Source organism: Hymenobacter coccineus (assembly GCF_001816125.1).
Taxonomy (GTDB): domain Bacteria; phylum Bacteroidota; class Bacteroidia; order Cytophagales; family Hymenobacteraceae; genus Hymenobacter; species Hymenobacter coccineus.
In genome coordinates, this window is the sequence record NZ_MDZA01000035.1 from 1 (window position 1) to 14417 (window position 14417).

The window sequence follows — 14417 nt, forward strand, 5'->3', positions numbered from 1 at the left end:
CGGGCTGGCTGCTTGGGGCGCATCCGGCCGCCGCAGTCACCCGCAGCCGCGTGCCCGCCTGCCCGATGCGGTCGAGCTGGCCGCTCAGGCCCGCTGCGGCGCGGTGCCGGCCGCCCCCAGCGCGTACACCGCAAACTTGATGCTCGACGAGCCGCCGTTGATAATCAATACCGTGCCCGGCCCGGCTTCGGGTGGCCTCACGCGGCCAGGGTGCCGGGCCGCCGCAGGGGGCGCGGCGCAGCGGCGGGTTGGCCCAATAGCTCGTGCAGCTTCAGCATCAGGTTATCGACCGAGGCTTTGGTGGCGCGGCGTTGCTGCTTGTCGCGGGCGCGCTGCTCCTTGGCCAGCAGGCGGGCGAAGCTTTTAGTTAGCTTCTGCACCGAGCGGGCTACTTTCTGGTGCATCCGGCGGGTGTGCTTGGGGCTGAGGCCGTGCAGGTGAGCTTCGAGGCCAGTGGCTAATTCCAGCGCCAGGGTTGGTTCGGCGATTTTCATGGGGGTAGGGATTTGAGGGTGAGCCATAATGCCGGCTAGGGCCCGCTCGGCCGGCGCGAGCCGGCCGAGCGGTTGTCGTTGAAGGGCGTCAGGTGGTCATTAGCAAAAGCGCGGGCTTCGCAACGACAACCGTCGGCCGGCTCGCGCCGGCGGACCGGAATAAAGACAGCCTAGCGGGCCAAATACCCGCCATCGACGGGGTAGTAGCTGCCCGTCACGAACGACGCTTTTTCCGAGCTGAGCCAGACGACCAGTTCGGCCACTTCCTCGGCGCGGCCCAGGCGGCCGATGGGGTGCAGCGCCACCAGCCCGGCTTTGGTGCCGGCCGAAAACCCGCTCAGCAGCGGCGTGTCGATGTAGCCGGGGCCCACGGCGTTGATGCGGATGCCTTGGGCGGCGTATTCCTGGGCGGCCGTTTGGGTGAGGCCGATGACGCCGTGCTTGGCCGTGACGTAGCCCGCCAGCGTGGGCGTGCCCACCTGCCCCAGGATGGATGACATGTTGATAATCGACCCCGTGCCCTGCTTCAGCATCACTTCCAGCTCGTATTTCAGGCAGAAGAACACGCTATTAAGATTCACGTTGATAATGCGTTGCCAGCCCTCCAGCGAGTAGTCAGCCGTCAGGCTCAGCTCGCCGGTGATGCCAGCGTTGTTGCAGGCCATGTCCAGGGTGCCGAAGGCGGCCACGGTTTCCTGTACCAGCTGGCGGCACTGGGCGGCGTCGCCCACGTCGGCCTTGAAGAACTGCGCCTGCGCGCCGCCCATTTGCAGCTGCTCGACCACCTGCTGGCCCTGCTCTTCGTCCACATCCGATACCATTACCCGGGCCCCGTGCTGCCCGTAGAGCAGCGCCACGGCCTTGCCGATACCCGAAGCCCCCCCGGTAACGAGGGCGGTTTTTCCTTGCAAATCCTTGTCCATGAAGCGGGTGCGTTAAGCGGCAAAATCCTCACCCGGCCCAGCCGGGCCGAGGTCGTAAGCAGGGGGTAAAGGTCCACGGCAGGGCTAGCCGGGGCCCTGACGAACCCGGCCCGGTTACCTGATTTTTGTCAGGTTGCCCCAAGCTGCGGCTGGCAACCAGGGAGCCAAATCCGCAAACAAGCCCCGGCTTCCAGGGTAGGAAACCGGGGCTTTATTGCGAGGCCTTCGCTAGTGGGGCTGCTACCTGGTACCGGGCTCGCCGGCGCGAAAGGGCGCCGGATGAAGGGTATTTTGGCCGCGGGCACCCGCTTTGCAGCTGGCCCATACACGTAGGTTTCGGCCAGGTAAAACTCGGGTTGCTCCACCGAGTCGTCGGCCAGGCGCGCACCGAGTTGGGTGAGGGTAACGGGGGCCGGCAGGAGGACTTTTTGGCCCAGCTGCCAGTTGAGGGGTAGCGACACGTGGTGCTCGTCCACGTATTGCAGGGCCTGGAGGGCGCGCAGCAGCTCGTCGAGGTTGCGGCCCACGCTCATGGGGTAGTACAGCACGAGGCGGATTTTGTGGCTCGGGTCGATGAAAAACACGGCCCGCACGGCGGCCGTGTCGCTCTCCGCGGGCTGGAGCATGCCGTAGAGGCGCGCCATTTGCATGTCGATGTCGGCAATGATAGGGAAGAAGAAGTACACGCCGCTCTTCTCGCGCACGTCATTAACCCAGGCAATGTGCGAGTGGATGCTGTCGATGCTCAGGCCTAGCAGCGCCGTATTGAGGGCCGTAAACTCGTCCTCGCGCTTGGCAAAGCCCATCAGCTCAGTAGTGCAGACAGGCGTAAAATCGGCCGGGTGCGAGAAGAACAGCACCCACTTGCCGGGCGCAAAATCGGCAAACTTGATAGGGCCAGTCGTAAGTAATGGCTTCAAAATCGGGAGCTGCCAGGCGCAGGCCCAGAGGTTGGCCCAGGGCGGCGGCGTAGCGCGCCGTGTGGGCAGCGGCTTCCGGCAAATTGGCCAGTACCAGGATGGAGGAGTTCATGGGTTTGGGAATGGCTTGTTGCGTGGTGGGGCGCCTGCTGAGGGCCCTAGGGGGCTGGGCAACCCCGGCCCACCATACCTTGCTTCCCACGCATCAGGCGACATGGTAGCGTCAGCTTCCTGAGCGATGCGCAGGGCGGCCGGGCTTACCTGGCCCATATCATGGCGACTGGCGGAGTTCCGGCCGGGGGTAGCACGGGAGCGCATACGTTTGATTTAAAGAAATTTGGAAGAAACCAATTCCAAGGCATTATCCACGGAGGTGGCGCCGGCCTCGTAGGCATCGAAGGCGGCCTGCTCGCGGTCGAGCCAGGTATCGACGGTGCCGGAGAGCGTAGCGCGGCCGTTTTCGACCCGCACCGCCACGTCCTGGTTGTGCAGGCTGGCCGACCAGAAAAACAGCGTGCGGATGCGCTCGGCCAGCGCGAAATCCGAATGCGGATGGGCCGCCGGGTGCAGCGCGCCAGGGTACCAGGCGGCCGGCGGGCCACTGAAGTCGGTGCTGCTCAGCACGCGCACCAGGTTCTCGACCTCGGCCACGCCGTTGACGCCGCTGGCTACCTCGGCGGCCTGGGCCTGCTCGAAGTGGCTATTTACCTGCCCGTGCAGGTGGGCGCGGCCGTTGCTCACGCGCACCTCAAACCCTACCCCCCCCACGTAGGGGTCGCGGCCCAGCGCATCCAGAATGGACTGGCGCACCACCACGTCGGGCGTAAACCAACGGGTGCGCACTTTCAGCAGGTTGTGCACGGCCCACACGCCCACCACGTGGTGGGCATCGCGCTCGGCGCTCTGCTTGGCGCGCAGGCTGCTCACCTGGCCGGTCAGCGTAACTACCCCATTCTGAACCACTACCACCGGCTGATAGGAGAGCACACGCGGGTCGTGGCGGAAGGTATCGCGCACGGCCTGGGCAATGTCGGCATCGCTGCGCTGGGCAAATTTTTCGCGCCGCAGCTCGCTGCTGATGGCCCAGTAGGCCACGAATAAGTCGCGGGCATCGACGCGGGTCGCGCCGGCCTGGTTGGCCACGGCCACCACTTGCGCCCGCTCGGCGGCGGTGCCCACCGTGCCGCTCAGGTGCACCACCCGGTCGTTGGTGCGCACCACTACCTCGTTGCTAAACACGCGGATATCCCAGTCGAGCAGCTCGCGGATTTGGGTGCTGATTTCTTCGTCCGAATTCTGGATTTCGCCCCAGCGGATGAGCAATTCATCGGTCACCAGGCGGCGCACCCCGCGCACGCCCCGCAGCACGCGCAGCACCAGCTGCTGCTCGGCCCACGACTGCACCACGCCGGTGGGCGTCACCACGCCCTCGGCCACGCGGCAGGCCACGTTGTAGCCCGTGGTGGCGGGGTCGGTGGCCAGGGCCTCGGTCACGGCCCGGTGCAGCTCGTCGTTGGGCACGTCGGGCGTGCTGATGAGTAGCTCATTGACCACCCCGCGCACGCCGCGCACGGCCAGCACAATTTCTTCGGCCCGCTCGCTGGCCAGCAGGTTGTCGGTAATGCCGGTCAGCTGCACGATGCCGTCGTGGGTGGCCACGTCGATGAGGTGCGCGGGCACGCCTTTGTTAGTCAGGAAAAACAGCTCGATGGCGGCCGTAATCTCGGGGTCCGACAGGTACTCGGCCGCGGCGGGCGGGGCGAAGGTTTCCAGGGTTTGCATGGGCAGTGGGGAGAAAATTGAAGGCGTGAATAGGCCCCAAAATTCCGCTCTTTTCCTTGGCAATACCCTGATGATTATGTTCTTACTAGCTGATATTTGTCAGGTAGTGCCCGCCTAGGGCGGTACGACAATTAGCCAGAAAGAAGGTCATGCAGACCGAAGGCAAGCATCTCGCTCGCTTCATTGAGTTTAGTAACCCTGGCGTCAGCACGCGAGATGCTTCCCTTCGGTCTGCATGACCTTCTTTGCCTGGCTACAAATGACAGGTTGGGCTAATTACCTTACCCCATAGTCGGGGCGGGGTATTTTCCGGCCGTTGGCCGTGAGCGTAACGGTGCGGCTGAGGGCGGTTTCGCAGGTGGCCATCTCGTAGGTGAGGCCCCCGGTGCGGGCGTTGGTCACCTCGATGGCGCGACAGAAGGTGCGGGTGGGGTAGTACGTGGCCAGGGTGTGCTGAATGGGCTGCGAGAGCGCCCCGAGCGCCATGTCCTGGCCGGTGGCCTCCACGTCGCCGGTGCTACTGAACCTCACCAGCCGGCGGGCCGGGCCCTGGGTGTAGCTGGCCTGGTACCAGGCCCGAAACCGGCGCCAGGTAATCTGCCGGGCCTGTGGGTACTGCTGGAACATTGCCGCGAAGGCTAGCGGCGGCACGGCTTCGACGGCGATGGCCTGCGCGCGCGCCAGGCCCGGCACCAGGACGGTCCAGAGCAGCAGCAGTTTCGCGGCAACCCAGCCACGGGGCTTGGCCCCGGGCGAGCGCCGGTTGGCGGGGGCGCCGGCCGTGGTCAGGCGCACGAGCAGGGGCCCTAGCTGGGCCAATGGCACAAGGTAGTCGGGCGTTAACAGGGCCAGGGCGTTGGTGGGCATGGCGGGCTGCTCGGCGTCGTGCGGGTCCTGCACAATGGTCAAGCCGCCGTGCTGCTGCACCTGTTGCAGCCCCAGGGCCCCATCACTCAGAAAACCCGTGAGCACCACCCCAATTACGCGCCGGCCATACGCGCTGGCCGCCGAGCGAAACAGCGCATCAACGCTGGGCCGAAACCCTTTTTCCGGCGGGCCCTGCGTCACCAGCACCCGGTTGCCTTCGAGCAGCATTTGGTGGGCCGGCGGCGCCACGTAGATAACTCCCGGCGCGATAAGCTCCCCACTTTCCGGGTGCCGGGCCGGCAGCTTCGACACGGCGCTCAGCAGCTCGGGCAACATGCTGGGCAGCGTAGCCCCCACGTGCAGCACTATGAAAATAGGGGCTGGAAAATCAGCCGGCAGCGTTTTGGCCAGGGCCAGCAACGCCGAAACGCCCCCCGCCGAAGCGCCAATGACGACCACGTGCCGGTAGCAAGGTGCAGAGGATGAGGCCATGCGGGTTGCGGGTCGGCTTTAGGGCCAGGAGCCGGTTTTAGGTGGAGAAGGGGGGGTAGGGCGGCCAGGTGCCAGCCCTAGGGCGCGGGGCTTGGCCCAAACAACCCCTGGCGTATCGTTTCGTCGCGGTGGTAGGGGTCGGGCAGAAAGCGCAGGCGGCCGCCCTCGGCCGTGCAGGTGGCGTAGCGCACGAACAGCGGCATGGGGCGGCGCAGGCGCACGTCGCGGGGGCGGGGCTGGCGGGCGCACTCGGCTTCGCTGGGCAGCTGCACCGGCTGGCCGCCGCGCCGCAGCAGGTAGGCGGCCAGCGCGAAGGGGGTTTCCAGGCGCACGCAGCCGTGGCTCAGGGCCCGGTAGGGCCGGGCAAATACCTGGCGCTCCGGTGTATCGTGCACGTACACCGAATAAGGATTAGCGAAGCGAAAAACGATGTTGCCCAGCGCGTTCTCGCAGCCAGCCGACTGGCGGATGGTATAAGGAAAATTCTGGGCCGTGACCCGCGCCCAGCTGATGCGGCGCGCGTCGAGCAGGCGACCCTGGGCGTCGTAGAGGGCGTAGTTGTGGCGGGCCAGGTAGCCGGCATCGCGCTTAAGCTGGGGCAGCATTTCGCGGGTGGCAATGGAGCGCGGCACGTGCCAGTCGGGGGCCAGCGTGAAGTGGTCGATGGTGCTGCTGAGGGTGGGCGTGGGCGTGGTGGGCTTGCCCACTACCACCCGGTAGCGGTGCTGCACCGAGTCGTTGGCCACCACCAGCAGCTCGCAGGCCGCGATGTTAATCAGCACATAGTCAGGCGTGGGCGGCAGGGCGTCCCAGCGCCAGCGCTCCAAGGTGGCGGCCACCTGCTCGTAGCGGGCCCGCTGCTGCGCTGCCGAATCGGGGGCGCTCGGCAGCGCCAGCCACTGCGCCAGGGCCTGCTGCAACTGGCGGTATTCGCGGTTGGCGGGCTGGCCGGCCAGCATGGCGGCGGGCACCGCGTGGCTGGCCAGCGCTGCCCGCAACCGGGCCACTGGCTGCCCACTAGGCCCGGCGGCTTTCTCGCTAGCCGAAACCGTGTAGCGGTGCAGCCGGCCGCGACTTACATCGCGCATGAATCCGAGTACCGCATCGCTGAGGTACGCCTCGAAGCGCGCCAGCTGGAGGGTACGCCGGGCCAACTCGGCGGGGCGGGTCAGCGAATCGCGCAGCAGCAGCAGGCGCTCGCTGCCGTAGTCTGCTGGGCGCAGGCCGTGCGCGGGGGCCTGTGCCAGCAGCGCTAGGGCCCCCGCTGCATCGGGACTAGGGCCCGCGCCGACCAGCCAGACGGGCGCTCCGGCCGGACCATACAACGCCCGCACCTCAGCCCCGGCTTGCAAGCCCAGGCGGGCATCGGCGCGGCCGGAAGTGCTGGCCGTGACGGTATCAAGCAGCGCCCGAATGGCATCATCTACTAAGCTGTCAGCTTGTACGTTAGTAGCCAAGGGCTTCGTAGCCGGCGGCCCCGATTGCGTGGGCGCGGAGCCGCACTGCGCGGCCAGCAATAAGCCCGCGCCGCAGCCCAGTATCCGAATGTCAGCGAAGAGCGCCACAGGCGAAGCGGGAGTTAGCGGTGGCGGGTGAGCTGGCTGTCCAGCGGATGTTCCTGGCCCGTTTCGATGGGGCCCTGGGCCACAAAGTGTTCCAGCCGGGCCAGCAGCTGGGGGCGGGGGTAGGGCCGGTGGGCTAGCCCTAGGGTATTGGCGGGCGCTTCGCCGAGCAGCGTGCGCAGGTCGGCGGCTTGGGCCAGGCGGCAGCCCATCGTCCAGTCGGCAAAGCTGCGCTGGGCGCAGGGGCCCTCGCTTATCACCTGGCAGTGAAAATGGCGGGTATCGGACAGGATAACGTGGTAATACAGGTGCCGCACGGCCGTTTTGGGGCCCTCCAGCACCTGCAAAAACCGGCCATCAGCGGTGTGCAGTAGCACGCCTGATATATTGTGCTCCTGGTTATGCGCCCGGCCCCGGCGCAGCAAGGCGGCCAGCGCGGGCTCGTTAAAATCGCCTAGGGCCTGGCTTTGGTAAATGAGGTGGTGAAGGTCCACGAAGCAGAAAAGAAAGGGTGAAAAGGAGGCGCGCCCTACAGCTCGTGGGGCGCGGGCTGGCCGGAGGCCCAGGCGTCGAAGCTGGCCACGGCGGTGGTGGCAATGGCAGCCAGGGCCTCGCGGGTGAGGTAGCCCTGGTGCCCGGTCACGAGCACATTAGGGTAAGTCAGCAGCTGCGCAAACGCCTCATCGCGCAGCGGGTCGCGGGTGTGGTCGGCGAAAAACAGCCCTTTTTCGGCCTCGTACACGTCGAGGCCCAGGTAGCCGAGTTGGCCGCTGGCCAGGGCGCGCAGGGCGGCGGCGGTGTCGAGCACGCCGCCGCGGCCGGTGTTGATGAGCATGGCGCCGGGCTTCAGGCTGCCTAGCACCTGGTCGTCGAGCAGGTGCCGGGTTTGGGCCGTGAGGGGCGTGTGCACGCTGATAATGTCGGCCTGGGCGCACAGTTCGGGCAGGGTTACGTACTGCAAGTCGTAGCGCTGGGTGAGGTCGGGGTTGGGCTGCACATCCACGCCCAGCAGCCGGCAGCCGAAGCCGTGCAGGATGCGCGCCAGCACCGCCCCGATGTGCCCTACCCCCACAATGCCCACCGTTTTGCCGTGCAGCTCGAAGCCAATAAGCTGGTCGAGGCAGAAGTCGTTGGCGCGCAGCTGCTGGTCGGCCAGGCGCAGGTGGCGGGCCAGGGCCAGCATCAGGGCCACGGCGTGCTCGGCGATGGCGTGGGGCGAGTAGTCGGGCACGTGGGCCACGCGCAGGCCCAGCCGGTGGGCGGCGGGCAAGTCTACCTGGTCGGTGCCGGCGGCGCGCACCAGTACGTAGCGCACGCCGTGCGCCCACAATTGCGCCAGCACCGGCGCCGACAAATCATCGGCCCCGAATACGCTGACGGCCAGTGCGCCCTGGGCCAGCGGCGCGGTCTGGTCGGTGAGCGCGGCCTCGTAAAACTGCACCTGGTGCCGGGCCGCATTGGCTTGCTCCAGAAAAGGGCGCTCGAAGGCCAGGGTGCTGAAAACGGTCACGTTCATAAGAGTTGAAGGCCCCGGCAGATAGCAGGCCGGGTGCTCCGCAAGGTTCCGGCCGCCGCCCCGCCCGGCCCATGATAAAAATCAGGTGGCGGGGCTGACGATTGACAGGGCCGGGGGCGGGCCGCGCCCGGTCCTTTGCCGGCAGGTTTCACCCCCCTCCTACCCCCTACCATGAAGCTCTCGCTGCTGGTGCTCACCGACTTCTTCCAACCTGCCGACCACGCCCTGGCCTACGCCGACGCCCTGGCCAGTACCATCGGCGCGCAGCTAGTGCTGCTGCACGTGCGGCGCGACGCGCTGCTGGACCCCGAGCACCTCTCCGGCCGCGTCGACACGCTCAGCCAGGAGGCCATCGACCTCGCCCTGGCCAGCCTGACGCGCGAGATGGCCGCGCCCGCCGTGGCCGAAGTAGCGCACGGCGAGGTAGCCGCCGCCGTGGCCGAGGCCCTACGTCGCCACCAGCCCGCGCTGGTGGTGCTGGGCCACCGCAACACCGATAGTATGCCCGATGAGCTGGTATCGACCGCCGCGCTGGATATTTTGCGCGCCACCCCGCAGCCCATGCTGGTGGTGCCCGTGGGCGCCCGGTTTGCTCACCCGCAGCGCCTGCTGCTAGCGCTCGATGAGGAGCAATTCAGCCTGGGTGAGCACGCGGGGCTGGTCCACCACCTGCTCGACGCGCTGCCCGCCGAACTGACTGTGCTGCACGTCGCCCCCAACCAGGCCAGCGCGGCGGCCGGCACCGCCGCCGCCCGCGAGGCGCTGGCGCGCACCGGCCTGGCCCTTGACCTCGTTACCTCCCTGCGCACCCAAAGCCTGGTGCACGCCACGCCGGGCGGCGGCATTTTGGAGGCCGTGGCCGGCGGCGCATTCGATTGGGTGGTGCTGGTGGCGCGCCCCCGCAGCTTTTTGGGCGGGCTTTTTCACCGCAGCGTCACGGCCCACGTGCTGCTGCACAGCCCAATACCCGTGCTGGTGCTGCCGGCCGAGTAACAAAACGGCGGGGGATTGTTGCTATCGGCGGCCGTGAGGGGCCCCAAGGCGTGATGGTGTTTCCCCGGGCTGGAATTTCGCGCGCATTAATGAGTCGAGTACTCTCCGGCTGCGCCCCTTCAAAAAGGCATCGCCAAACAAACAGGGCAAAACCTACGACGCGTAAGTCGATTGACCCGAGCGCTGATAAAAAGGTGCAAGCGCGGGGCAGCGCCACCAGGGCCAGCCGGGTGGGCTCGGCGCAACCCACTGAAGCGGCCGCCCACCAGTTCGGCTGCTTCCAGAATATGACTATTGGGGCCCGGCAGCTACCCGTCGCGAATGAGAAAGGATGCCGCAGCCAGGTAGGCGGGGCGGGAAGTTGGCGCAAGGGGCTGGGTCATAAAGGTGGTAAGTAAAAAGCGATGCTGCCTAGCTTATTGAAAATCAAGGTATTGGGGAGGCTGCAAGGTTCCGCCCGCCCGGCCGGACGGGCCGCTTTTTAGGTGGGTTGTCTGGGGCCCTTTCAGCAAACCCAATACAGCCCTTCCACTTCCAGAAACGGCCTGCTACGCGCAGCAGAAGGCGGCGAGGGGCTTAGGTGTCCGCGGGGTTAGCGGGTGCCGCCAAGCTGTGCCCGGCAGGGCCCGGACCTGTAGGCCGCAGTAGCTTTGCCGCATTCCGCTCGTTATGAATAGCTTCGAAACCATCCTGGTGTTGCTGGCCTTGCTCGCGGGCTTGTCGGTGCTGTTTCAGAAAAGCCGGCTGCCGCAGGCGGTGCTACTGGTGGCGGCGGGCCTGGCGCTGGGCTTCGTGCCCGGTCTGCCCCCCATCAAGTTAGAGCCCGACGTGGTGTTTCTGCTGATTTTGCCGCCGCTGCTTTACTACGCGGGCTTCAACCTTACCTGGCAGGATTTCAACCACTACCGCCGGCCCATTTTGCTGCTAGCCGTGGGGCTGGTGGCCTTCACGACGGTGGCCGTGGCCGTGGTGGCACACTACTTCCTGCCGGGCTTTGGCTGGCCGCTGGCCTTCGTGCTGGGGGCCATCGTGTCGCCGCCCGACGCCGTGGCCGCCAGCAGCGCCACCCAGGGCCTGGGCCTGCCCAAAAGTGTAAGTGTGACGCTGGAAGGCGAGGGCCTGGTGAACGACGCCACCGCCCTGATTGCCTACCGCTACGCCGTGGCAGCCGTGGTCAGCGGCGGGTTTGTGGCGTGGCAGGCGGGTGGGCAGTTTGTGCTGGTGGCCGGCGGCGGCGTGGCCCTCGGCGTGGCCGCCGGCTACGGCACGGCGTGGCTGCAAGCCCGGGTGCGCGAGGCCACCACGGCCACAGCCATTTCACTGCTGCTGCCGTTTCTGGTGTACTTACTGGCCGAGCACGTGGGGGCCTCGGGGGTGCTGGCGGTGGTGTTCATGGGCCTGGTGATGTCGCGGCGGGCCCCGGAAGTGTACTCGGGGCCCACGCGCCTGCAAAATGCCAGCTTCTGGCGCGTGGTCAACTTCCTGCTCAACGGCTTCGTGTTCATCCTCATCGGGTTGCAGTTGCCGGCCGTGCTGCGCGGCCTGCCGCCCGGCCACCTGCCCGCGCTGTGCGGGTACGGGCTGCTCATCAGCGCCGTGGCCATCGGCATCCGCATCGTGTGGATTTTCCCGGTGACGGCGCTCGTCACCTTTTTCCGCCGCTCAACCGGCGATACGGCCCCGCCGCTCATCAGCTGGCGTGAGCTACTGGTGACGTCGTGGGCCGGCATGCGCGGGGTGGTGTCGCTGGCCACGGCCCTGGCCTTGCCCCTGGCACTGGCCGACGGCCGCGCGTTCCCGCAACGCAACGTGCTGCTGTTCCTCACCTTCGCCGTCATTCTGGTGACGCTGCTGGTGCAGGGCCTCACGCTGCCGTGGCTGGTACGCCGCCTGGGCGTGCACGGGGAAACCGCCGCCGCCGACCGCCACGAGCAGGCCCTGCGCCTGGAGCTGGCCACCGACTCGCTGGCGTTTCTGCACGGCACCCTGGCCGCCTGCACGGCCCCCGAGGTGCTGGCCCCGCTGGAACAGCGCCTCACCCAGCAAATTGGCCTGCTGCAAGCCAACGCCGCTGACCCGGCGCTGCCCGGCGTAGCCGGGCCAGGAGCCGGGCAGCGCCGGCACCAGCAAGCGCTGCGCACCGATTTGGCCTTGGTGCAGCACCAGCGGGGCCTGCTCGTGCAGCGCCACAAGCAGGGCCACGCCGAGGTCGAAACCATCCGCAAGCTCCAGCGCGAGCTGGACTTGGCCGAGCTGGAACTGCAAACGCAATTGGCGGAAAGCGGCGCGGCGGGCAGTTGAGGGGCCCCGGCGCAACGACCTGGCTTTCGGCAGGCAGCGGCCAGACGATTCTAACTCAATAGGAGAATTTGCTCGTTTTTGCGGCTATGTGCGCCGGATTCTGCGAGCCCCCTGCTTTACCGTCCTGTCGCTGCTACCACTCCCGATACTCGTAGTTATGCTGCCAGCCGGCTGGGCACGCGGCGCGATTTTAGCTCGCCGAAAAGGGCCGAGCAAGTAGTGTTCCTCGCCGCAGTGCATGACGTCCAGATGGGCAGTTTTGCGCTGATAACGCTGGCTGAGAAGCGCTGGCTACCCGGAACGAATGCGCAGTTAATCTAAATAAAATGATTGAATTGCCATCTTAAGCAAATAAAATTAACAAATCGGTCTGGAGAGGTCGGCTTAATGGAAAAAAATGTGCGCTGGCCGCTGCTGGTATTCGGCACCTCTGACCCAGCCCTGAATCGCCAGATTTGGGCCGCCCGGCAGCGGGGCGAATTGCATGAGGTCGCGTCCCGCATCTATTCGTCGGACTTGACCACCGCGCCAGCAGTGCTGATTCGTAAGAACTGGCTGCCGGTGGTGCAGCACCTGTTTCCGGGCGCACTCATCAGTCACCTCTCGCAGCTGGAAGGCCAGCCCACGGCCGACGGGCACTTGTTTCTGACCTATAAGTACACCCGCAACGTGGCCTTGCCTGGCCTAGTCGTGCATTTACTGGAAGGGCCCGGCCCTTTGCCCGGCGATGCCCCGTTCGGGGGTGGTAGCCTGCTGTTTGCGTCGGAAGCCCGGGGCCTGCTGGAAAACCTACAGCCGGGCCGCGTTCGCCAAGGCGGGGTGAGTAAGTCGCTGCTCCTCGAAACCGTGGAGGAGCGGCTGGAGATGGTGCTGCGCATCCGGGGCGAGGAGGGCCTGAATATCCTGCGCGACCAGGCCCGCGAAGTAGCCAGGGCCCTAGATTGGACCGCCGAGCTGGCGCAACTGCAACGCATCGCGGGGGCGCTGCTCACCACCCAGTCCAGCAAAATCCTGACTTCCCCCGTGGCCCGCGCCCGCGCCCTAGGGCTGCCGTTCGATGCCGGCCGGGTGGCGCTGTTTACCACCTTGCTCAGTGCGTTGCAAGCGGCGGTTCTGCCCCAGCGGCCCGATCCCGCGCCCACGGCGGCGCCCTTTTATACGGTGGCATTTTTTGAAGCATATTTTTCTAACTTCATTGAAGGCACCGAATTTCAGGTGGATGAGGCGCACCGCATCGTGGAAACCGGCCAGCTAATGGGCGGCCGGCATGCCGACTCACATGACGTGCTGAGTACCTACCAGCTGTGCAGCAACGTGGCCGAGATGCGGGTGGTCCCGCAGTCGGCGGAGGACCTGCTGGCCATTTTGCAGCGGCGGCACGCTCAGCTCATGCGCGCCCGCCCCGACAAGCGTCCCGGCCAGTGGAAAGAGTATGCCAACCAGGCCGACCTGATCAGCTTCGTGGACCCCGGCCTCGTGCGCGGTACCCTGCACGAAGGTTTTAAGCTGTACCAGAACTTGAAAGAACCCTTGGCGCGGGCCATGTTCATGATGTTTCTCATCAGTGAAGTTCACCCGTTTGATGATGGCAATGGCCGCCTGGCCCGCCTGATGATGAACGCCGAGCTGGTGAGCGCTGGCCAGTGCCGCATCATCGTTACCACTCACGCCCGCGAAGGCTATCCGGATGCCCTGCGTCGGCTGAGCCAGCAAAGTGAGCCGGGCCTGTACATCCGTATGCTGAGCGGTGCCCAGCAATTCGTGGCTGATGTGCAGTTTACTTCTTTTGAGGCAGTAAAAGCGCAATTGGAAGCGCAGAATGCTTTTGCGGAAGTGTCGTCGCAGCTGCGCTGGCAACTTGTTGGACCGGGCCGCCCATTGGCGAGCCCTGTTGGCCTTGGTTAAAAGTATAGTCCAAAGGTTAAATGAGCCTTCGCTTGCCGGTCATTAGGCGCTGCCTGGTTCACGCTCCCTAGTTAGGTACTGAAAGGCGCACCATGCTGATGATCCTCTCTTCTATCACCTGCACACAGCAAAAAGACCTGTTTTAATGGGTCAAGAATTGGGTTCAAAAAGCACTGGCGCTAGCTCCCACTTTCTGAGCCCCTACCGGATGCCTGTTACTCGGTTACGGAGCCGCCACACGCGGGAGCTACTTGGGCCCCGCGCCAAATAGGAAACGCAGCGCCTCGTATTCGCCAATCAAGGGAACCGACATGTGACTGTCGTTTGGATAATACTTGCCGCGGTATTTCAACCCGTTGTGCGGGGTGTGTTCAAAGTAACGCTGCAAGGCTAGCACGCTCCGCATGTGCAGCGTAGCCGCGGTGGTATCGGTACGCACGCCTTGTACGTCTTGGCCTTCGTCCGCCGTATGGGCACCGAGGTAGAGGGAGGTGCCGGGAAAATGCCTGGTTTCCAACGCCCGTTTGGTGTCGTTTAAAAGACGTTGGTGGTCCCATCACACCCTGGGACTATACACCGAGCGGGCAAAGGGCCTGCGCCGGGCCTTGCTGGCAGCGTTGCCAGGCCCGGACGTGACGCGCTTCAAGTTCGTGGACCAGCCC

At 66.0% G+C, this 14417-nt stretch carries 12 protein-coding genes; 3 read left to right on the forward strand and 9 right to left on the reverse strand.

Going from position 1 to position 14417, the window contains the following annotated elements:
* Positions 1 to 197: 197 nt before the first annotated feature.
* The 8 genes from BEN49_RS02980 to BEN49_RS03015 form a co-directional block, all read right to left on the reverse strand.
* Positions 198 to 494 carry a hypothetical protein gene (locus BEN49_RS02980; RefSeq protein ID WP_070740554.1) on the reverse strand — a complete coding sequence of 99 codons (297 nt, stop codon included), beginning with the start codon at positions 492 to 494 and terminating at the stop codon, positions 198 to 200.
* Between the two features lie 170 nt (positions 495 to 664).
* Positions 665 to 1417: an SDR family NAD(P)-dependent oxidoreductase gene (locus BEN49_RS02985; protein WP_070740556.1), complete on the reverse strand. Its 753-nt coding sequence runs from the start codon at positions 1415 to 1417 to the stop codon at positions 665 to 667.
* 128 nt (positions 1418 to 1545) lie between these two features.
* Positions 1546 to 2337, reverse strand: a complete 792-nt coding sequence (locus BEN49_RS02990; RefSeq protein ID WP_070740559.1) for a peroxiredoxin — start codon at positions 2335 to 2337, stop codon at positions 1546 to 1548.
* A 327-nt stretch (positions 2338 to 2664) separates the two neighbouring features.
* On the reverse strand, positions 2665 to 4119 hold the full coding sequence (locus tag BEN49_RS02995) for a BON domain-containing protein (RefSeq protein ID WP_070740562.1): 1455 nt from the start codon (positions 4117 to 4119) through the stop codon (positions 2665 to 2667).
* Between the two features lie 276 nt (positions 4120 to 4395).
* The gene (locus BEN49_RS03000) at positions 4396 to 5478 is read right to left on the reverse strand and encodes a chemotaxis protein CheB (RefSeq protein WP_083325715.1); all 1083 of its coding nucleotides are present in this window, start codon (positions 5476 to 5478) and stop codon (positions 4396 to 4398) included.
* A gap of 77 nt (positions 5479 to 5555) precedes the next feature.
* Positions 5556 to 7043 (reverse strand): L,D-transpeptidase family protein, encoded by a 1488-nt coding sequence (locus BEN49_RS03005; RefSeq protein ID WP_070740568.1) that lies wholly within the window; start codon positions 7041 to 7043, stop codon positions 5556 to 5558.
* A 14-nt stretch (positions 7044 to 7057) separates the two neighbouring features.
* On the reverse strand, positions 7058 to 7534 hold the full coding sequence (locus BEN49_RS03010; RefSeq protein WP_070740571.1) for a BLUF domain-containing protein: 477 nt from the start codon (positions 7532 to 7534) through the stop codon (positions 7058 to 7060).
* Between the two features lie 35 nt (positions 7535 to 7569).
* A complete protein-coding gene (locus BEN49_RS03015) occupies positions 7570 to 8556 on the reverse strand; it encodes a 2-hydroxyacid dehydrogenase (RefSeq protein WP_070740574.1) in 987 nt (328 codons plus the stop codon).
* A 171-nt stretch (positions 8557 to 8727) separates the two neighbouring features.
* Between BEN49_RS03015 and BEN49_RS03020 the strand changes: the two genes are divergently transcribed.
* The 3 genes from BEN49_RS03020 to BEN49_RS03030 all read left to right on the forward strand — a co-directional run bounded on the left by BEN49_RS03020 (position 8728) and on the right by BEN49_RS03030 (position 13755).
* Positions 8728 to 9549: a universal stress protein gene (locus BEN49_RS03020; protein ID WP_070740577.1), complete on the forward strand. Its 822-nt coding sequence runs from the start codon at positions 8728 to 8730 to the stop codon at positions 9547 to 9549.
* A gap of 669 nt (positions 9550 to 10218) precedes the next feature.
* On the forward strand, positions 10219 to 11850 hold the full coding sequence (locus BEN49_RS03025) for a Na+/H+ antiporter (RefSeq protein WP_070740580.1): 1632 nt from the start codon (positions 10219 to 10221) through the stop codon (positions 11848 to 11850).
* Positions 11851 to 12237: 387 nt separating this feature from the next.
* Positions 12238 to 13755: a Fic family protein gene (locus BEN49_RS03030; RefSeq protein WP_070740584.1), complete on the forward strand. Its 1518-nt coding sequence runs from the start codon at positions 12238 to 12240 to the stop codon at positions 13753 to 13755.
* Between the two features lie 247 nt (positions 13756 to 14002).
* Here the strand turns inward: BEN49_RS03030 and BEN49_RS03035 are convergent, their stop codons facing one another.
* The gene (locus BEN49_RS03035) at positions 14003 to 14194 is read right to left on the reverse strand and encodes a hypothetical protein (RefSeq protein ID WP_125916460.1); all 192 of its coding nucleotides are present in this window, start codon (positions 14192 to 14194) and stop codon (positions 14003 to 14005) included.
* Between the last annotated feature and the right edge of the window lie 223 nt (positions 14195 to 14417).

Bases quoted from the DNA above. Each gene is read 5' to 3' on its own strand.
- BEN49_RS02980 (WP_070740554.1), bottom strand. From the start codon at position 494: ATGAAAATCGCCGAACCAACCCTGGCGCTGGAATTAGCCACTGGCCTC.
- BEN49_RS02985 (WP_070740556.1), bottom strand. From the start codon at position 1,417: ATGGACAAGGATTTGCAAGGAAAAACCGCCCTCGTTACCGGGGGGGCT.
- BEN49_RS02995 (WP_070740562.1), bottom strand. From the start codon at position 4,119: ATGCAAACCCTGGAAACCTTCGCCCCGCCCGCCGCGGCCGAGTACCTG.
- BEN49_RS03000 (WP_083325715.1), bottom strand. From the start codon at position 5,478: ATGGCCTCATCCTCTGCACCTTGCTACCGGCACGTGGTCGTCATTGGC.
- BEN49_RS03015 (WP_070740574.1), bottom strand. From the start codon at position 8,556: ATGAACGTGACCGTTTTCAGCACCCTGGCCTTCGAGCGCCCTTTTCTG.
- BEN49_RS03020 (WP_070740577.1), top strand. From the start codon at position 8,728: ATGAAGCTCTCGCTGCTGGTGCTCACCGACTTCTTCCAACCTGCCGAC.
- BEN49_RS03025 (WP_070740580.1), top strand. From the start codon at position 10,219: ATGAATAGCTTCGAAACCATCCTGGTGTTGCTGGCCTTGCTCGCGGGC.
- BEN49_RS03030 (WP_070740584.1), top strand. From the start codon at position 12,238: ATGGAAAAAAATGTGCGCTGGCCGCTGCTGGTATTCGGCACCTCTGAC.